Consider the following 18,085-nt stretch of genomic DNA (forward strand, 5'->3'; position numbering starts at 1 on the left):
AGTCATCGTGCTGAGTGTTGAATAAGTATGGGCTTATGTCACGGCTTTGCCACACAGACAATCTTCATATAAATGCAGGCACTCCGCCATCGTATTGTCATTTAGCTTCTTTAGTGTCTCCTAACGTTCAATCGTTGGCCTACAAACGATCAGGGGGGAGACCATAATGAGTAAAGAGATCGAAGATCATCGCCTGTTTAACCACAGCGGCAACCAACCTTTCGCCGAAGTATTGGCGCACCATGTATCCCGGCGCGATGTCATGCGCGGTAGTTTGAGCATGGCCGCTGCCTCGATGCTAAGCTTTGGCGGCGCGGCTCAAGCGCTTGCCTCCAGCGGCGCCCAAAAAACACCCCTGACACTGGCGTTTGAGGCGGTTCAAGGATCACGCACCGATGCTGTCGTGGTGCCTGAAGGCTATGTGGCCCAAGTCTTGGTGCCCTGGGGCACACCGTTAAGCGCGGGCGACAGCTGGCAGCCCGACCAGCCAATGACCGCCGAGCGTCAGGCGGAAAGCGTGGGCATGCACCATGACGGCATGGCGGGTTTTGCCCTGGATGCTGACAGTGCCTCACGCCGTTTTGTGCTGGCACTCAACAATGAATATATCGACCAGTCGGCACTCTGGGCGCCCCAGGGCGGCCCTACCAATGCGGATGAGGGGCAACGCCCGGCAGCGGAGTCGCGCACCGAGATCAATGCTCACGGTGTTACCCTTGTCGAGGTTGAAAAGAACGCCAACGGGCAATGGTCGCATGTACCGGGCTCAGGCTATAACCGCCGCTTTACCAGTGCAACGGAAATGGATCTGGCGGGTCCCGTGGCGGGAAGTGACTACGTTAAAACGCGCTTCTCTCCGGCGGGTACCCAAACCCGGGGTACCAACAATAACTGCGGTAACGGCGTCACGCCCTGGGGCACCTATATTGCCTGCGAAGAGAACTGGCCTAACGTCTTTGTTCACACCGGCGAGCGCTTCCAGGACGACGCCCGCATTGGTATTCCCACTGAACGCGGCCGCTATGCCTGGGAAACCTCGGCGGGTGATGCTTCTGAAGAGAACGACGAGTTTGCCCGCTTTGATATCACACCACGCGGCGAGCGCGCCGAGGACGATTACCGCAACGAAGCGCGCACCTTCGGTTACCAGGTCGAAATCGACCCCTATAGCGGTGCTCGTGCCGTCAAACGCACGGCACTGGGCCGTTTTCGCCATGAAGGCTGCTGGTTAGGCAAGCTGGAAGCTGGCAAGCCAATCGTTTACTACTCAGGCCACGATGCCCGCAACGAGTACGTATATAAATATGTCTCCGATGCTGTCTGGGATCCCGCCGATGCCAATCGTCTCGGTGAGCACTATGACCGTCTTGCTATCGGCAGCAAGTATATGGATAACGGTACCCTCTATGTGGCCCGTTTTCACGCTGATGGCAGCGGTGAATGGCTGCCGCTGACACCTGATGCAAAGACCCAGGATGGCCGAACCCTGGCGGCAGCCTTAGGCTTGGCTGAGGACGATTTAGCCGGTGTGATTATCAATACCTGCGACGCGGCAGACTTAATGGGCGCCACGCCGATGGATCGCCCGGAATGGGCCTCTGTTGACCCTGCATCGGGCGAGGTGTACCTCACTCTGACCAATAACTCACAGCGGATTGCTGAAGATTCACAGCCAACCTACACCAACGATGGTGAGCGCCTGGAGCAGGTGGGGGTAGGTTATGACCTGGCACCCACTAACGCGGCCAATCCACGTGCCAACAACGAAACAGGTCACATTATCCGCTGGCGCGAAAGCCGCTTACCGAATGCGTTTCGCTGGGAAGTGTTTGTATTTGGCGCGGCGGCCGACGATGCGGATAACCACTCGGGCCTGACCGAAATGAACCAGTTCGCAAGCCCGGATGGGCTCTGGTTTGATGAGCGCGAGGACGGCCAGGGTATTCTCTGGATTGAGACCGACAACGGTTATGAAGGCGTCACCGAGTACACCAACGACCAGCTATTAGCTGTGGTGCCCAATAGCCTGGGCGAGGTTCAGGGAACCGGGCCGGTGATCAACAACAGCAACCAGCAGCAGCTCAAGCGCTTTGCGGTGGGGCCCAATGGCTGCGAAGTGACAGGTATCTTTGCCACGCCGGATAAAACCGCGCTGTTCATTAACATTCAGCACCCCGGTAACTGGCCTGCCGATGGCAGTGCGCTGACCCAAGATGCCACCGTTGCCGCTAGCGGCCAAGTCCGTCCGCGGGCATCAACCGTGGTGATTCAAAAGCGTGACGGAGGGCCGGTAGGGGTTTAAGAGCCAGCCTTCAACACTGCGTAGTATGCCTATACAAGCGTCGAACCTCTCCCGGGTTCGACGCTTTTTTTGATGCTAGCTTTGCGCTACATGGCATTTTTCTGACGAGCCTCTAGCGCCTGAATGGCATCGACCTTTAGTGGCAACTGGTTGGCCCAGAGAATATCTTCGCGGCAATGGCCAAGGTCCTGCAACAACTGATCGTCGTAAGCCAGTAGCGGCAAGATATGGCGTCGAAATAGCCGCCGACGCCGGTAGCGCCACCAGCGCATATCGAGCGCTCGAATCAGCCGCATCGAGGGCATGGCAGGCATGTAAAAATGCAGTTTTGGCGGCTTGGGCGGCGGCGCCAACTGGCTGGCTTTTTCCCAGGCGTTATGGGCATGTTGGGTCAGGGCTTCGCGCTTCATCTCGCACCTCCATTGTCACCCCCGCTGCACAGAAAGCGGCGCCTACGCACCGACTGGGCAGGTGTGAGCTGTGATTAATAAGCAGGAGGGTCGCGACCTCTGAGGAGTAGCTTGATACGCATTTTTGGATCAATCAAACGAAAAGATCTACACTGAGCATTAAGAATTCCTGAAAGGTGAGCGTGATGAACCAACTCTCTACCCTGCCACCCAGTCGGGCCGCCTTGCCGCTACTGGATAGCGAGGTGCTGCGCACTTTCGTGACGATTGCGGAAAGCGGCAGTTTTACACGCGCCGCCCAGCAGCTATTTCGTACCCCTTCCGCGCTGAGCATGCAGATCAAACGGCTGGAAGAGATCCTCGGCCAGACGCTGTTTATACGCGAGGCACGGCACGTACGCCTGACGGCCGAGGGGGAAGTACTGCTGGGCTATGGTCGTCGGCTGCTTAAACTCAACGCTGAAGCCGTGACCCAGTTTCTAGCGCCTGCCATCGAGGGGCGCGTGGGGCTGGGAATAACCGACGATGTGGTGGGGCGTATTTTGCCCACTGTACTGGCCCAGTTTGCACGCTCGCACCCGGCGGTGCAGGTCGATGTCGAGGTGGGGCGCAGCAAAGACCTGCTCGCCAGGTTGGACGAGGGCGAGCTTGATCTCGCCCTCGTGATGGCCGGAGGGCCTGGTCAGACCGGACGTGGAGAGATCGTCCACAGCGAACCGCTGGTGTGGGCGGGGCGCGAGGATGGCGTTGCCGTGCAGCGAACGCCACTGCCGGTGACCCTGGCGCAACAGGGGTGCGCGTGGCGTCGAATTACCCTCAATGCCCTTGATCAAGCGGGGATTGCTTACCGCATTGCTTACTCCTGCGACCACTGTGCCGGGCAGGAGGCCGCCATGCTGGCCGATTTGGCCGTGACGGCTTTCCCCAAAAGCTTGATACGCCCGCCGCTCAAACGCCTCCACAACGAATCGCTGCCCCCACTAGGCGATTACCAAGTAGCGCTGGTGAAGCGAGCAGGCAGTGGCGATGCCAGTGAGGTATTGGCCGAACAGGTGGTCGAGGCGTTCCGGGAGGGGTGAGCCTATATGGGTTATAAATGGTCATTATATGGGCATTCTGAAAAGGGGGCTGTTGCCAAGCAGGCAGAATTAACCGACCTCTTCTACGCTATGTAAGTACTTTGTAACTATTTTTGTAGGATTGTCCAAAAATCAGCGCAATGGATCCCTGTATTTAGCGTTGGATAACGCAGGTTATGTTAACAGCCAGTAAATGATCATACTGTCAGCGTAAATGAAATGATTTTTATGTCTCCACTGTTTTAGCTAGCACGGAGGCCACACCGAGTGAACCTTTTAAAGTGGGTCGGTGCCGCTACGCATGTTGAGCAATACAAGCTCAAGGATGAGTAAATAGTATGTATCAGCACTATGCGCGACCCGGACCTGAAGATAGTGATGAGTCGACGGGCCATGCGGTGGCTATCTTAACCGTGGCCAGGGACTCGCGCAGTGTCCAGGTTCTGGACGTCAATACCGACTATCAGCGCTTGTGGGGAGGAACCCGGGAGGAGTGGTTGGGCGCTACCCCCACTGTGGTTGAGCAGGAAGCGGCCAATGAGCAAATTCTTGCCCGACTGCGTGGTGCGCTGAATACCAACGTCGAGCGCAACTTCAAGGGCATCGGTGGGCGTGAGGTTTCTCGTCAACGTGATGGGTCGTGTCGACACATTGAGTGGCGCATCACGGCAATGGGGGCCTGTCAGCACGATGCCATCACGCTGGTACTGACACAGCGTGATGTGACCGAGCAGGTGGAAAATGAGGCCCAGCTGAAGCAGCTCGCCACCACCGATATGCTGACAGGGCTCGTTAACAGATCTCAATTCGACACGACGTTGAGAAGTGAACTCAGCCGTCAGGATCGCTACGTACGTCCCCTCTCTTTGATCATGCTGGATATCGATTACTTTAAAGATATCAATGATCGCTATGGCCATGATGTAGGCGATCAGGTATTGGTCGAAATGGCCAATTTGCTGAAAGGCAATTTACGTCAAGTAGACTACTGCGCAAGGTGGGGTGGCGAGGAGTTTATGCTTCTGGCACCCGAAACATCTCTGGAGCAGGCCGTGGTTCTCGCCGATAAGATGCGGTGCGTGATTAACACCGCGAATTTCCCCACCTCAGGTCCCATCACCGCCAGCTTTGGTGTGGTTGAGGCACGGCCTCAAGAATCGGTCAAAAGTATCATGAAGCGAGTGGATGACGCCCTTTATCTCGCTAAAGAGAAAGGGCGTGATCAAGTCTCACCTATCGAGTTAGTGAAATCGACGAGGTTTGCCTAAGCAGGGTCGCGATCAATCGCGAATGGCGCCCATGCCTGGCGCACCGGCATGATTTCGAGTCGATTGATATTGATATGTGGCGGTAGAGTGGCCAGGTAATAAAGTTGCTCGGCAATGTCTTCGGCTTGCAGGGGCGTGGTGCCTTTATAAAGCGCATCGGAAGCCGCCTGATTGCCTTTGGTGCGGACCAGCGTGAATTCGGTTTCGGCCATGCCGGGCGCGAGATCAGTCACGCGTACCCCGGTGCCCTGCAGGTCGCAACGCAGGTTGTAACTGAACTGTTGAACAAAGGCTTTCGACGCCCCGTAGACATGTCCGCCTGGGTACGGCCACTGCCCCGCTACCGACCCCAGGTTAAGGATGCTGGCGCCCTTGCCGGTAGCTAACAGGTGAGGCATGGCCGCGTGCGTCACGTTGACCAATCCGGTGATATTAGTGTCAATCATGGTGTGCCAGTCTTCCAGCGCCACGTTTTGGGCTGGTTCAGGCGCGAGGGCCAACCCGGCATTATTAATCAGGCAAGTGAGTGGCAGCAGCGTGTCGGGGAGTTGACCTAGTGCCTTGGTGACCGCGTCGCTGTCGCGAACGTCCAGGGGGATTGTCAGTACGGTGACGTGGAGCGCCAGTTCACTTTCCAGTTCAGCAAGTCGCTCCTCGCGACGTCCTGTCAGAATCAGCGACCAGCCTGCTTGGGCAAATCGTCGCGCGGCGGCTTTACCAAACCCAGATGTCGCGCCGGTAATCAATACGCTTGGCATGATGGTTCTCCTAGGGATCAAAAAAACGACACTACTCTACAATGCGCGAAGCAACGCATTTAGAGCCAGATCATCCTGTCTTCTGTGACATCGGCTGTCCTGTGCACATGATATCTCTGGCTCTATAGAATAGCGGGGAGATATCACTAGGCTAGCAAACACGTTAATACAGATAATTTATCAGGGTGCTTGCCATGAATACCAACATAGCCGCTTCTTGTCTCCCCACAAACGGTGTGGATAACAACTACGTTCACCGCCTGGATCGCCAATACGTATTTCACTCGTGGTCTGCGCAGGGCAGTTTAGACCCGATGGTCGTGGCAGGTGCTGAAGGGTGCCGGGTGTGGGACTATGCGGGACGTTCATATCTGGATTTTAGCAGCCAGCTCGTCAATACCAATATCGGCCACCAGCACCCCAAAGTGGTTAGCGCAATTCAGGCCCAGGCGGCAAGCCTGTGCACCATCGCCCCAGCCCATGCCAACCTGGCTCGTGGTGAGGCGGCCAAGCGGATTATTGCCAAAGCCCCCGCGGGTTTTAGCAAGGTGTTTTTTACCAATGCGGGCGCGGATGCCAATGAAAACGCTATTCGCATGGCGCGGCTGTATACCGGGCGAAGCAAAATACTTTCAGCCTACCGTTCCTATCACGGCAATACCGGTTCAGCGATTGCGGCCACCGGTGACTGGCGGCGCGTACCTAACGAATATGCCAGCGGGCACGTCCATTTCTTCAATCCCTACCTCTATCGCAGCGAGTTCTGGGCGCGAGATGAAGATGAAGAGTGTGAGCGGGCGTTAACCCATCTACGCCGGGTGATTGAGTGCGAAGGCACGAATGCCGTCGCCGCCATTCTGCTCGAAACCATTCCCGGAACTGCAGGGGTGTTGTTACCACCCAAGGCCTACCTGCAGGGAGTTCGGAAACTCGCCGACGAGTTCGGTATTGTGCTGATTCTCGATGAAGTGATGGCCGGTTTCGGGCGAACGGGCCGTTGGTTTGCCTTTGAGCATTACGACATGGCGCCGGATTTGATCGTGTTCGCCAAAGGGGTCAATTCTGGCTATGTACCCGCCGGTGGCGTGATTATTTCAGCGCCTATTTCACACTACTTTGATGATCACTTGTTTGTCGGCGGGCTGACGTATTCCGGCCACCCCTTGGCAATGGCTTCGATCGTCGCAACCCTTGATGCCATGGACGAAGAGGGCATCGTCGATAATGCCGATAGAATCGGTAATGGCCTGTTAGCAGAAGGGCTGCAGCAGCTTGCCTCGCGTCATGCGGTGATAGGTGACTGGCGTGGCTTGGGCGTATTCCACGCTCTGGAACTGGTCAGCGACCCGGTACGCAAAACGCCGCTACCCGGGGCAGAAGTGCTGAAGCTCAAGCAGCAATTGATGGAACAGGGTTTGCTGGTGTTTACCGTCGAGAACCGCATTCACGTCGTGCCGCCATGCATTGTGTCGGCTGCGGAGGTGAAAGAGGGCCTGGCGATTCTTGAACGCGTGTTTGAAAGCTACGCGGCAACAAGCTGATACGCGCGTTCTCAAGTGCTTAAGGCGTTATCGTAGGCGAGGCCCAGGCGTTGTATGCCTGGGTCGATACGCTCCCTCTCGATGGCGCCAAACCCAAGCCGGAAAAAGCGCCGCGGCGGGGCGGCATCGAAAAAGTGCTGAAAGCCGGGTTCGATCAGTACCCCTCGCTGGGCGGCGTGCCAGGCCAGTCTCTGGGTATCGATGCTGGCATCTGCTTCCATCCAGAAGGCGCTGGAACGATGGCTGCTATGACTCCGGCAGCCAGGCAAGGCCTGTTCAATGGCGAGGCGCATGGCGTCGCGCCGCTGATCGATCTCTTCCACATGCAATTTGAGGTAGCGCTCGTAATAGCCTTCGGAAATAAACTGCGCCAGTTGGTGCTGCAGCGCCGCGGGCGGGTGGCGGTACATCATGCGGCGTAGCGCCCGCAGCTCGTCAATTAACTCTGCGTCTGCCACCACGTAACCCATGCGCAAGCCGGGTGACAGCGCCTTGGATAAGCTGCCCATGTAGATAATTCGCGCGCTCTGGGCACTGGCTTTAAGCGCTGGCAGCGCAAACTGGTCACCGTGAATCTCCGCGTCGTAGTCATCCTCGATAACGATCTGGTCGCGGTGGGGTAGCTGGGCCAATAGCGCCTCGCGTCGTTCGCGGCTCATGGTCACGCCCGTGGGCACCTGGTGGCTGGGCATCACATACAGATAGTCACACTTCTGAGACCCTTCCAGGCGCATGCCGTCTGCATCCACGGTTTGGAACTGCAGGCTTGCGCCACGCTGGGCAAATACGTTCATCGCCTCTCGGTAACCTGGGGACTCCAGGGCCACGCTCGTCCCCCGATGGCAAAGCAGTTGCGCAATCAAATAGAGCGCATTTTGCGTCCCCACGACGGCGACCGTATCGGCGTGAGTGATACCGGCAAATCAATGTCGCGCCGTGAGTTGGCAGGCATGCGCGCGCGCTTAGGCATGGTGTTCCAGGGCTTTAACCTCTGGCCCCACTTAAGCGTGCTGCGCAATGTCACCGAGGCGCCTATTCACGTTCAGGGCTTGAGTAAAGCCGAGGCCGAAGAGCGGGCCATGGCGCTGCTCGAAAAAGTCGGTATGGCCGACAAACGCGAACAGTACCCCTATACGCTATCGGGCGGGCAGAAGCAGCGGGTCGCGATTGCCCGGGCGCTCGCCATGCAGCCCAGGGTAATGCTGTTTGACGAACCCACTTCAGCTCTCGATCCCGAACTGGTGGGCGAGGTGCTAGGGGTCATCAAAGACCTCTCCAAAGAAGGCTACACCATGGTGCTGGTAACCCACGAAATGGAGTTTGCCCGGGCAGTCTCCGATCAAGTGGTCTTTCTCGACAAAGGCATCATCATTGAAAAATCCCATCCCAGCGAGTTCTTTGAGAACCCTAAAACCGACCGGGTGAGGCGCTTTCTGGAGCTTGAGGCACCAGCGGTGTGAACTCACTGAATCTGGCGCTGGGTTGAGCATTATCCCAACTGCCTGCGCCAGCGGTTCTCAATGGTATCCAACTCGGCAGCCCCATAATGCGCATGACCATGTTGCCCGTAGTAGGCCCATAATTGATCGCCATAATCGAAGTGCCACCACTCGCTGGGCAGGTTGGTGAAGCCCTGCTCGCCCATGATGTGGTACAGCAGGCGGCGATGATCCCGTGCTTTACGTTGCTGAGAGGTCAGCGATTCCAGATGCTCGAAATAGTCGCTATGAGAGGCCGGTAATGCCTCGTCAAACAGGGTGCCCATATCCAGCGGTAGGCCATCGGCATCACACAGCGTGACGTCGACAGCCCCGCCCGTCAGGTGCGGGCTGGGGGCGAGCGGGTCACGGCTGGGTACCGAGACAAACTCCCTGGTACGTTCCAGCAACTCCGCTTCACTGAGGTCGGGTTGGTGGTGGTGGATGGCTTCGTGCAGGGTATCAAACAGATACTGCTGGACCCGCCATGGGCGCCAGCCGTCCAGTACGATTAAGCCGATGCCGTCGGGTAGGCTGCGTGCTGCCGCGAGTAGTGCCCGATAAACTCCCTCACGGACGAAACACTCCGGTACCGCGCCCGGAATGCCAAGCCTTGCATAGGCGGGAAAAACGCTGATCGGTGCGCGCGCCAGGCTCATCGGCATTAAACGCTCACCGTTATCGTCAATGGGTACGCGGCGCAGCTGTTCCCAGCAGGGGGCTGGGTAGCTGGGTACAGGCGGCAAGGCCTTCAATAGTGTGTTCAAAGGCATCGTCTTATCCAAGCGGGTTATCCAAGCAGAGTAGGTAGCCACAGCGTCAGCGGTGGGAAGAGAATCAATAAAATGAGTACCGCAATTGCTGTCAGCACAAAGGGCCAAATGGTTCTGAATAGCGACACAATTTCGAGACGACTAACCGCCGCCGCCACGAATACGCATGCGCCTAGTGGCGGCGTGATCAGCGCAATGGTGATGTTCAGCGTGATGATGATACCCAGATGGATAGGGTCGATACCCGCCATCATGGCGACCGGCGCGAAGATGGGCGTCAGTAGCATCAACGCCGATACCTCCTCCATGAACATCCCGGTGACAAAGGTGATGGCGCTGAGCAGTAATAAAATAACGACACTATTATCCACATAGGGGGATAACAGTGACACAAACTGCTCCGGCACCTGAGCATAGGAAAGCAGCCAGCTAATCGTGGCTGAGGCAGCCATGATCAGGAAAATCGCCGAGGTTAAGCGTGCCGTATCAAGGATGGCTTGCCAGCACTCTTTAAAGCGTAACCCTCCCAGCACAAAGCCACATAAGGCGACATACAGCGCTGTCAACGCGCCCGATTCCGTGGGTGTGACAAAGCCCAGCACGATGCCAGCCACGATAATGAAGGGAGCAATGAGTGCAGGCAGAGCCGCCATGAACGCCAAGCCAAGCTGACCCAATGAGGGAAATTGAGTGCTTTTGGGTAGTCGGTGGCGCCAGGCATACCAGGCGTTCATGCCCATAAAGGCAATACCCAGCAACAGCCCGGGCACGACGCCCGCCAGAAAGAGATCACCGACTGACGTATTCGTCAGCGAGGCGTAAAGAATCATGAAGATACTGGGCGGAATAATCGGGCCAATCAGTGAACTGCCCGCGGTCAACCCGGCGGCAAATGCCCTTGAGTAGCCCTCTTTCTCCATGGCGGGTACCAGCAACGACCCAAGCGCCGAGGTATCGGCCACGGCAGAGCCGTTGACACCCGCGAAGAAAACGCTCGAAACCACGTTGACGTGACCCATACCGCCCCGCAAGTGCCCAACTATCAGGCGGGCGAACCCCATCAGACGCTCGGTCAAACCACTGACGTTCATCAGGTTGCCAGCCAGGATAAATAACGGAATGGCCATCAGTGAGAAAACATTGATACCACCGAAGAATTGCTGGGGCATCATGCGTGGAATCATCGAGAAGTCGACGAATAAAAAACCCACAAACGCGGTGGTCAACAACGCAATAAACAGTGGCAGCCCAAGTAATACGTGGCCAAGGAAAACGACCAGCATGGTCAACGTCATAGGGAGTCCTCAACGGGCTTCATAGAGAGCCCTCAACGGTTTTCATAGAGTGTCCTCAACGGTCTTGAGGGGCGCCGGACCATAGAGAAGCACATGCCAAGTCAGTAGCAGGAAGCCAAGTGGTACCGAGAGGAGGGGCACCGTGCGGCTAATACCGAGCCCGGACGTGGTAAACATGCTGACCGACAATGCATAGCGATAGCTAACCCATGCGCCGCCCGCTGCAATCAACAGGGTAAGTAGCCACTGGTACACATTGAGCAGGCGAGCGAAGGGGGCTGGCAGCAGCTTCTCCAGCAGCCCGACGCGCATATGTCCGCCTTCCGACCAGACGGCGCCTGCCGCGAGCATTACAGTGGCGATAATCAAGAAGCGCGATAGCTCATCGGTCCAGATAGGGGCACCACCGGCAACGTAGCGGGCGAAAACACCATAAAGAATGGCCGCCACATTAAGAGATAACAGCGCTCCTGCCAGAGTAAGGGTGATGGGGCGGCTGATCGTCAGAAGACGGAGCCGAAGCGTTTTGAACATGGCAGCCTTCCATGAAATTCAGAAATGTGAAGTGAAAAAATAGAGGGCCGGTAAAGTACCAGCCCCTTTTATTGCCACGGCGACAGAAGCCGTTAGTCGAGCAGGTCGCTCATACCCGCATCTTCCAGCGCCATATCGATCCAGCGCTGTTCGATATCACGCTCTTCGAGCCATTCAAGGTAAGCAGGCTGACCGATTTCGCGGAAAGCGGTGAGCTCCTCCTCAGAAGGGCGAATCACTTCCATACCTTGTTCGTCCAGGTAGGCGATACGTGAGTCGACCTGCTCCTCGTTGTGCTCGCGGGCATTTTGGTTCGCTTCGGCGACGGCTTCCTGAAAGGCATCACGCAGCTCGTCATCCCAACTGGCGATCATGTCGCTATTGCCCACCAGGAATTGATTCGAATACTGGATGTTGGCAAGCGTCAGGTAGTCCTGTACTTCGTAAAGGCTGCCCAGGATGATATACATCGGCGGGTTCATCTGGCCGTCCGCTACCCCGGTGCGCAGTGACATGTAGGTTTCTGTCCAGGGAATGGGCGTGCCGGAGGCACCGAAGGCCTCATAGAGCGCAACCTGGCTTGGGTCCATGGCCCGGAAGCGGAGACCTTCGAAGTCGTCAGGGTGACTGATAGGCTTCTCGTCATTGGTAAAGGCTAAAAAGCCGCCTTCCTCGACGACTGCCAGCATATCGATACCGGCGCGCTCCTTCAGCGCCTCACTGACTTCCTGCCAGTACTCCCCTTCATCAAAGAAGGTACGGGCCGCTGCAAAATCGTCGAACAGGAACGGGATAGCACTGACGAAAATCTCATCGACGAGAGGCGAGACACCCGCAAAGGACGCCACGTTGAGCATGGGCGTGCTCATGGTCTGCTCCATGCGCTCCTGCTCTTCGCCCAGTGAGCTATTGGGATATAGCTCTAATTGAATCTGATTGTCGGTTTTTTCCTCAACCAGTTCCTTAAGGTTAGTGGCAAAGACGTGTACGGCATTCTTGTCGGGGTCGGGGGCGCCGTTGTAGCCCAAATTTATCGTGGTTTCGGCGACGGCATTGCCAGCCATCAGGGCAGAGCCGATCAGGCAAGCCGAGATGAGCCGCTTGGGTGAAAAGCGTTGGGTCAACACGGGGTGAGTCAACATAGTCAGTCTCCTGGTTTATTGTCGTGAGCTGTAGGGTGCTGAGTGAGTGCTATTAGATTTATAGATGTTGCCTACAGGAAGACTATGTATTGAGGCGTTGACTATGCAAGACCTTTAGTGTGGACTTTATTGCAACAGTCGCGGCGCATCGGCCGAGAAAAAGCGCATGCCTTTGTGTAAATGATCGATACAGGCCGTGGAAGCCACAGGGAGTTCCTGCCCCTTCAAGCTAACGATCTGCGCACGGGTACCGTTCATCACCGGGTAGCGCATGGGTAGCGTGCAAATTTCGCCGCGCTCTATTTCATCGATGACAGTGATTTCCGGCATAAACGTAACGCCAATGCCTGAACGAACGAAATTCTTCAACACGGATACCGAGTTGGTGTGCAGGCGTGCTTCGAGGTGAATACGCTCCTGGTGGGCCACCATATTGACCATTTGCCGCATACCGAAAGGATTGTCCATTAACGCCAGCGGCCAATCTTTTAAGTCATGCAGCGTCACGGGCCGGTTCAGCTCAATGAGCGGGTGATTGGGTGGCACAATGACATCGAGTGGCTGGCGCGTTTCCACATGGCAGTAAAGCTGCGGGTCCACCGGCGGTGCATAAAGTAGTGCGATATCCACTTCACGGTCTTTGAGTAGCGACATCGCTTCATTGACGCCCGCCATGCGGACTTCGACATTAATACCCGCAAACGCCGACATAAACGTGCCTAGCGGCGCGGTGATCAGATCGGCGATAAACCCTTCCCCAACGGCAATACGCACTTCGCCTTTCGCCAGGCCCTGAAGTGCCATTAGCTGGGAGAGCACGGCCTCTTCTGAGGCCCGTTGGGCATGAAAGTGATGCACCAGCAGCTGACCGGCTGCGGTTGCGCGCATGCCGCGCCCGTGTCGTTCGCATAGCTGGGTATCCAATTCTTCTTCAAGTGCTTTTAATTGGCGGCTAACGGCGGAGGCATCGACATTTAGGTGGGCCGCGGCGCGCCTGAGCGAGCCGCGGCGAATGACTTCATTGAGGTAAGTTAATGCACGTTGATTAAGCATAAAGACACCTGACCATAAGATGTCATTCATATTAACGGATGACCGCTTGGCAAGTGCAATTGGTGCAGGTCAGGCTAAGCGAGTGGTTGGGTCGATCGCTCGCCTTGTGCGTTTTTCGCCTCCACCGCATCCGCCAGCATATCGGCGGTAATGGCAGAGAGCGTCCAGCCCAGGTGGCCGTGGCCAGTGTTGTAGAACACGGTGGGCAGTTTGCCGGGGCCGACCTTGGGCAGCATGTTGGGGAGCATCGGGCGCAGGCCCGCCCAGGGTATCACGCGGCGGGTGCTGACCCCGGGGAAGCACTCTTCCACCCAGCGGATCAGCGGGCGGATGCGGTTGTCGCGGATATCGCGATTGAAGCCGTTGAACTCGGCGGTACCGGCGACGCGGAAGCGCTCATCCCCAAGGCGGCTGGTGACCAGCTTGGTTTCATCATCCAACAGGCTGACCGTTGGCGCAGCCTGTTGGGAGGCGGCATCATCGAGCTGCACGGTAATCGAGTAGCCTTTGACCGGGTAGATATTGACCCGGTCGCCCAGCTTGGCGGCCAAGGCGCGGCTGCCCACCCCGGCGCATACCACCACGCTATCAAAGGTTTCGCGCACCGGTTCGCCGTCAGCCTCGCCTTCAAGAGAGGCGGTGATCCAGGCGTGCTGTTCGTCCGCGCCGATATCCTGCACGCTATGGCCATATTTCAGCGTTACACCGCGACGTTCGGCGGCTTGCGCCAGGCCGTGGGTAAACTTGTGAATATCGCCGGTGGCGTCGCTTTCGGTAAAGAAGCCGCCGTAGTAGTTACCCGCCAGGGTGGGTTCGATGGCACGCATTTCCTCGGGCGTCACCGGCTGGCGCTCCAGACCACCTTGGCTGAGCAGTTGGGAAACCTTGGCGGCATGGTCATAGCCCGCTTTGTCGCGATAGATATGCAGAATGCCTTTCTGCTTTAAGTCGAAATCGATCTGCTCGTCTTTGGCCCACTGAAACAGGTGCTCACGGGCGGCAATGGCCAGCCGTGCGGTCTCGGTGGTGTTGGCGGCGTACTTGGGAATGGCGGCAATAAATTCACCAAACCAGCTGAGCTTGTGCCAGCTCGGGCGGGGATTGACCAATAGCGGCGCGTCATTTCTGAGCATCCAGCGCAGGCCCTTGATCACCGTCGGCCAGTGGTTCCACACCTCGGCGTTAGAGGCTGACAGCTGGCCACCGTTGGCAAACGAGGTTTCCATCGCGGCATAGCGATGCTTTTCAAAGACGGTGACCTCATAGCCACGTTTGGCCAGGGCGTAGGCGCTGGTAATGCCGGTGATACCACCACCGATAACGGCAATGCGTTGCATAAGTCTCTCCGGTTTTCATGAGCGTCGGGAATCCCACCTAACGGCGTAATGGCTGCTGGGCGTACCCCTTCCGTCATGGAACCTGAGAGATTCGCGTGCCCTGTGGGGGCGCGCTTGCTCCTTCGGTGGGCTGAGTGACGCAGTCATCAGCCGCTCTTCGGAAAGTGAGGGTCATAGCGGTCCGGTTGCCTGAGAGTTTCCGGGGTTGTTGCTCCTTCGGCGCTGGCGTCATCCTTGTGAGATGCGCCAAGCTCTCCCGCTATTACCTGATTGTTGTTTAATCGTGATGGTTTTTAACGTTATCAGCTTCGCGATGGAAGTCGACCAAAGTCGTGAACGCTGATTCCACGGGGCCTGCATCAACAGAATTACTCTGCTGGCTGGGCTCGCGCAATGATCGCCGCGCAATCAAGCCCGGTAGGCAGCGTGCCGGTACTGAGGCCGTTGCGTTCAGCCAGCCGTCCGGCGCAGAACGCATCGGCCACACAAGCCGGGGCGTGCTGTACCAGCAGGGCGCCCTCCAACGCCAGGGCCATACCGTCCGCCAGCTGGCGGGCGCGGTACTGGAGCGCTTGGGTATCCTGCATTTGCTGCTGTAACTGGTGAATAAAGCGGTCCAGATGCGCATCAGCGCCTTTTGCCTTGGCGAGTTCTGCAAAGTAGGCGTCGAGCACCTCGGGCTGCTTTTCAATCGCGCGCAGGATATCCAGGCACTGAACATTACCGCTGCCTTCCCAGATGGCGTTAACTGGGGATTCGCGGAACAGGCGTGCCGTTATGTGGGTTTCCATGACGCCGCTACCGCCAATCACCTCCATCGCTTCATAGGCGTGGTGGGGCGTGCGCTTGCAGATCCAGTACTTGCCGACCGGCGTGGCGATTCTCGCGAGCAGACGTTCGTGCTCATCGTCTTGCTGATCCATGGCTCGGGCCATGCGCAGCATCAGGGTGGTCGCGGCTTCACTCTCGATGGCCAGGTCGGCGAGCACGTTTTGCATCAGTGGCTGCTCGCTCAAACGTGCCCCAAAGGCATGCCGATGGGTGGCGTGGTGAATCGCCTGGGCAGTGGCCTGGCGCATGCCAGCCGCGGAGCCAATCATGCAGTCGTAGCGGGTCATGGCCACCATCTCGATGATGGTACGCACGCCGCGTCCCTCGTCGCCCACCATCCAGGCAAAGGCGCCGCGTAGTTCGGTTTCGCTGGAAGCGTTCGCCACGTTGCCCATCTTGCGCTTTAGCTGCTGGATATGCAGCGGGTTTTTAGTGCCGTCGGGTCGCCAGCGCGGCAGCAGAAAACAGCTCAAGCCGCCGGGTGCCTGGGCGAGCACCAGAAAAGCGTCGCACATCGGCGCCGAGACAAACCATTTATGGCCGACCAGTTCATAGGCCTCGCCCGGGCCGCCTTGATCAATCGGATAGGCGCGGGTGGTGTTCAGGCGCACATCGGAGCCACCCTGCTTCTCGGTCATTGCCATACCCAGGGTGACGCCCTGTTTCTCGAAATAGGGCAGGTTGCGCGGGTCGTAGTGGGGCGCGGTGATTTTATCGCCCCAGCTCTCAAGCAGGCTGGGCTGATGGCGTAACGCAGGCAGGGCCGCGAACGTCATGGTGATCGGGCAGCCGTGTGCTGCTTCCACCTGCGTGTTCAGGTAGTAGTTGGCGGCGCGTGTAACGTGCGCACCCGGCCCTGGGTTTCGCCAGGGGCTGGCGTGCAGGCCGTGCTCCACCGCTGTTTTCATAAGCTGGTGGTAGGCCGGGTGAAACTCGATCAAATCGACCCGATGGCCCTGCCGGTCATGGGTCACCAACTGTGGCGAGTGGCGGTTAGCGTCAAACCCCAGGGTGATGGCTTCGGACGAACCTGCCCACTGACCAAACGTTTTGAGAGCCGTGTCGTCAGTGCCGCCTTCGCGCTTGACGCCTTCCTGAAGCGCTCGGTCAGTTGTGTAGCTGTTGACGTTCTCCAGCGACGGCGGCTGGTTTTCCACCTGATGGGTGCTGGCTTGTAGCTTATCAGCGAGGGGGAAGTGTGACGGCATGGTGCCCACCTCTTATTGTGTTAGAGGGCCAATAATGAAGCGGCTATTTTTTAAACGGTTGTTGGGTCACTTTAGCGCTATGCGCCCATTATGCAAACACCACCGTTTTGACCTCTCGCTTTGCGCTAGCGCAAGACTTCACTGACAATAGGGCGTCGCTCCTTTAAACATGGATATGAGTCATGCAAGCAAATGGATTTTTTGATGATGTTGGCGAAACGATTGGTGAAGTGATTCGTGGCGTTGTCGAGTTTCTACTGGGGATTTTTACCAATCTCTTCGGCGCGTTTGATGAGTTTATCGATGGCCTGACGCGCTCGCTGGGCATCAGCGATTCGTTTTTCAGCATCGTGGTGCTGATCATCGGCGTGTTGATTCTGTGGGGAGGGCTACGGGCGTTTTTTCGCGGCTCGATCATCGGCGGTATCATCCGAACCCTGCTGGGACTGTTTATCCTGGCATGGCTGATGATGTGAATATGTCACTGGGTAACCTGAGGGCTACCCCAGTTGCTTCTCCAGCGCGAAGATATGCGCGTCATCCACCCCCAGCTCGCGCAGAGCGTGGGCGAGGTTCAAAAGATACTCTCGATTGGGGCCGCTGGGGCCATGGGCCTGATTGATCTGGCGGGCAATATCCGCAAGCGGTGCCTCGCCAAGAAACGCCGGATTGTCCTCGCTTGCCAGATAAATCAGCCCCTCGCTCCCGCCGACATCATTGCCATTGTGGTCAAGGAAAGTCAGCGGCACTTTTTCCCGCAGGTAGCCGTTTTTCTCGCGCACATCCAGCGGCCCGAGCACATCGGGCGTAATGCGATAGGCCATGCCGTGGCACACCGCGCCTGGCGAGCGGATCAGCGTCGCCACACGCCCCGGCGCTTCAGGGGTGCCGCGATGGTCGTGGGAGGCCTGCCAGAAGCGCCGCGCCCAGCCGGTAATATAAGCGGGCTGGCGCTCCAGGTAGGCAAAATCAGCTTTCCAGATCAATGAGCCGTAGCCAAACAGCCACAGGTCGGCATGCTCATCGAAAAAGTTTCTTTGCTGGTTTAAGGCAGTGGTATCAAGCAACATAAAGCA

17 protein-coding genes and 1 riboswitch are annotated in these 18,085 nt (G+C 57.4%); of the genes, 6 read left to right on the forward strand and 11 right to left on the reverse strand.

The genetic code is table 11. From position 1 onward, the window contains the following. The first annotated feature begins 166 nt into the window (after positions 1-166). Positions 167-2,302, forward strand: coding sequence for a PhoX family protein (locus ADS46_RS00360; protein ID WP_066314740.1), 2,136 nt, complete (start codon positions 167-169; stop codon positions 2,300-2,302). Positions 2,303-2,388: 86 nt separating this feature from the next. Here ADS46_RS00360 and ADS46_RS00365 read toward each other — a convergent pair whose 3' ends face one another. Beyond that, positions 2,389-2,712, reverse strand: a complete 324-nt coding sequence (locus ADS46_RS00365; RefSeq protein ID WP_066314742.1) for a hypothetical protein — start codon at positions 2,710-2,712, stop codon at positions 2,389-2,391. 185 nt (positions 2,713-2,897) lie between these two features. Between ADS46_RS00365 and ADS46_RS00370 the strand changes: the two genes are divergently transcribed. Beyond that, positions 2,898-3,791 (forward strand): LysR substrate-binding domain-containing protein, encoded by an 894-nt coding sequence (locus ADS46_RS00370; protein ID WP_066314744.1) that lies wholly within the window; start codon positions 2,898-2,900, stop codon positions 3,789-3,791. A gap of 338 nt (positions 3,792-4,129) precedes the next feature. Beyond that, complete coding sequence (locus ADS46_RS00375; protein WP_066314746.1) at positions 4,130-5,059, forward strand: sensor domain-containing diguanylate cyclase; 930 nt, start codon at positions 4,130-4,132, stop codon at positions 5,057-5,059. On the opposite strand, the gene ADS46_RS00380 is transcribed toward ADS46_RS00375, so the two are convergent. Then, positions 5,056-5,817, reverse strand: a complete 762-nt coding sequence (locus ADS46_RS00380; RefSeq protein WP_066314748.1) for an SDR family NAD(P)-dependent oxidoreductase — start codon at positions 5,815-5,817, stop codon at positions 5,056-5,058. The genes ADS46_RS00375 and ADS46_RS00380 overlap by 4 nt on opposite strands. 194 nt (positions 5,818-6,011) lie before the next feature. Between ADS46_RS00380 and ADS46_RS00385 the strand changes: the two genes are divergently transcribed. Next, the gene (locus ADS46_RS00385; protein ID WP_066314751.1) at positions 6,012-7,358 is read left to right on the forward strand and encodes an aspartate aminotransferase family protein; all 1,347 of its coding nucleotides are present in this window, start codon (positions 6,012-6,014) and stop codon (positions 7,356-7,358) included. Positions 7,359-7,369: 11 nt separating this feature from the next. On the opposite strand, the gene ADS46_RS00390 is transcribed toward ADS46_RS00385, so the two are convergent. Next, a complete protein-coding gene (locus tag ADS46_RS00390; protein ID WP_234346733.1) occupies positions 7,370-8,245 on the reverse strand; it encodes a PLP-dependent aminotransferase family protein in 876 nt (291 codons plus the stop codon). Between ADS46_RS00390 and ADS46_RS00395 the strand changes: the two genes are divergently transcribed. Continuing rightward, positions 8,234-8,818 carry an amino acid ABC transporter ATP-binding protein gene (locus ADS46_RS00395; protein ID WP_420706077.1) on the forward strand — a complete coding sequence of 195 codons (585 nt, stop codon included), beginning with the start codon at positions 8,234-8,236 and terminating at the stop codon, positions 8,816-8,818. The two genes, ADS46_RS00390 and ADS46_RS00395, sit on opposite strands and share 12 nt — an antisense overlap. Before the next feature lie 29 nt (positions 8,819-8,847). On the opposite strand, the gene ADS46_RS00400 is transcribed toward ADS46_RS00395, so the two are convergent. From ADS46_RS00400 to ADS46_RS00430, 7 genes are all read right to left on the reverse strand, one after another. Next, complete coding sequence (locus ADS46_RS00400; RefSeq protein WP_199825161.1) at positions 8,848-9,609, reverse strand: M15 family metallopeptidase; 762 nt, start codon at positions 9,607-9,609, stop codon at positions 8,848-8,850. Between the two features lie 17 nt (positions 9,610-9,626). Then, positions 9,627-10,904, reverse strand: coding sequence for a TRAP transporter large permease (locus tag ADS46_RS00405; RefSeq protein WP_066314753.1), 1,278 nt, complete (start codon positions 10,902-10,904; stop codon positions 9,627-9,629). A gap of 42 nt (positions 10,905-10,946) precedes the next feature. Next, positions 10,947-11,438, reverse strand: a complete 492-nt coding sequence (locus ADS46_RS00410) for a TRAP transporter small permease (RefSeq protein ID WP_066314755.1) — start codon at positions 11,436-11,438, stop codon at positions 10,947-10,949. Positions 11,439-11,530: 92 nt separating this feature from the next. Then, positions 11,531-12,580, reverse strand: coding sequence for a TRAP transporter substrate-binding protein DctP (dctP, locus tag ADS46_RS00415; RefSeq protein WP_066314757.1), 1,050 nt, complete (start codon positions 12,578-12,580; stop codon positions 11,531-11,533). 126 nt (positions 12,581-12,706) lie between these two features. Continuing rightward, complete coding sequence (locus ADS46_RS00420; RefSeq protein WP_066314758.1) at positions 12,707-13,633, reverse strand: LysR family transcriptional regulator; 927 nt, start codon at positions 13,631-13,633, stop codon at positions 12,707-12,709. A gap of 74 nt (positions 13,634-13,707) precedes the next feature. After that, entirely contained in the window at positions 13,708-14,970 is a 1,263-nt protein-coding gene (locus ADS46_RS00425; protein ID WP_066314760.1) for a D-amino acid dehydrogenase, read from the reverse strand. Between the two features lie 167 nt (positions 14,971-15,137). After that, positions 15,138-15,239: riboswitch (glycine riboswitch) on the reverse strand. Positions 15,240-15,338: 99 nt separating this feature from the next. After that, positions 15,339-17,009 carry an isovaleryl-CoA dehydrogenase gene (locus tag ADS46_RS00430; RefSeq protein WP_066314762.1) on the reverse strand — a complete coding sequence of 557 codons (1,671 nt, stop codon included), beginning with the start codon at positions 17,007-17,009 and terminating at the stop codon, positions 15,339-15,341. Between the two features lie 182 nt (positions 17,010-17,191). Here ADS46_RS00430 and ADS46_RS00435 point away from each other — a divergent pair, with 182 nt between their 5' ends. Then, positions 17,192-17,485 (forward strand): hypothetical protein, encoded by a 294-nt coding sequence (locus tag ADS46_RS00435; protein WP_066314766.1) that lies wholly within the window; start codon positions 17,192-17,194, stop codon positions 17,483-17,485. Between the two features lie 24 nt (positions 17,486-17,509). Here the strand turns inward: ADS46_RS00435 and ADS46_RS00440 are convergent, their stop codons facing one another. Then, positions 17,510-18,079: a gamma-glutamylcyclotransferase gene (locus tag ADS46_RS00440; protein WP_066314768.1), complete on the reverse strand. Its 570-nt coding sequence runs from the start codon at positions 18,077-18,079 to the stop codon at positions 17,510-17,512. Positions 18,080-18,085 lie beyond the last annotated feature (6 nt).

Origin of the sequence: Halomonas sp. G11 (assembly GCF_001663515.1) — a bacterium.
Lineage (GTDB): Bacteria > Pseudomonadota > Gammaproteobacteria > Pseudomonadales > Halomonadaceae > Vreelandella.

What these genes read in the sequence shown, in the direction of transcription:
- ADS46_RS00360 (WP_066314740.1), top strand. Translation starts at nt 167, where the DNA reads ATGAGTAAAGAGATCGAAGATCATCGCCTGTTTAACCACAGCGGCAAC.
- ADS46_RS00365 (WP_066314742.1), bottom strand. Translation starts at nt 2,712, where the DNA reads ATGAAGCGCGAAGCCCTGACCCAACATGCCCATAACGCCTGGGAAAAA.
- ADS46_RS00370 (WP_066314744.1), top strand. Translation starts at nt 2,898, where the DNA reads ATGAACCAACTCTCTACCCTGCCACCCAGTCGGGCCGCCTTGCCGCTA.
- ADS46_RS00375 (WP_066314746.1), top strand. Translation starts at nt 4,130, where the DNA reads ATGTATCAGCACTATGCGCGACCCGGACCTGAAGATAGTGATGAGTCG.
- ADS46_RS00380 (WP_066314748.1), bottom strand. Translation starts at nt 5,817, where the DNA reads ATGCCAAGCGTATTGATTACCGGCGCGACATCTGGGTTTGGTAAAGCC.
- ADS46_RS00385 (WP_066314751.1), top strand. Translation starts at nt 6,012, where the DNA reads ATGAATACCAACATAGCCGCTTCTTGTCTCCCCACAAACGGTGTGGAT.
- ADS46_RS00400 (WP_199825161.1), bottom strand. Translation starts at nt 9,609, where the DNA reads ATGCCTTTGAACACACTATTGAAGGCCTTGCCGCCTGTACCCAGCTAC.
- ADS46_RS00405 (WP_066314753.1), bottom strand. Translation starts at nt 10,904, where the DNA reads ATGACGTTGACCATGCTGGTCGTTTTCCTTGGCCACGTATTACTTGGG.
- ADS46_RS00410 (WP_066314755.1), bottom strand. Translation starts at nt 11,438, where the DNA reads ATGTTCAAAACGCTTCGGCTCCGTCTTCTGACGATCAGCCGCCCCATC.
- dctP (WP_066314757.1), bottom strand. Translation starts at nt 12,580, where the DNA reads ATGTTGACTCACCCCGTGTTGACCCAACGCTTTTCACCCAAGCGGCTC.
- ADS46_RS00420 (WP_066314758.1), bottom strand. Translation starts at nt 13,633, where the DNA reads ATGCTTAATCAACGTGCATTAACTTACCTCAATGAAGTCATTCGCCGC.
- ADS46_RS00425 (WP_066314760.1), bottom strand. Translation starts at nt 14,970, where the DNA reads ATGCAACGCATTGCCGTTATCGGTGGTGGTATCACCGGCATTACCAGC.
- ADS46_RS00430 (WP_066314762.1), bottom strand. Translation starts at nt 17,009, where the DNA reads ATGCCGTCACACTTCCCCCTCGCTGATAAGCTACAAGCCAGCACCCAT.
- ADS46_RS00435 (WP_066314766.1), top strand. Translation starts at nt 17,192, where the DNA reads ATGCAAGCAAATGGATTTTTTGATGATGTTGGCGAAACGATTGGTGAA.
- ADS46_RS00440 (WP_066314768.1), bottom strand. Translation starts at nt 18,079, where the DNA reads ATGTTGCTTGATACCACTGCCTTAAACCAGCAAAGAAACTTTTTCGAT.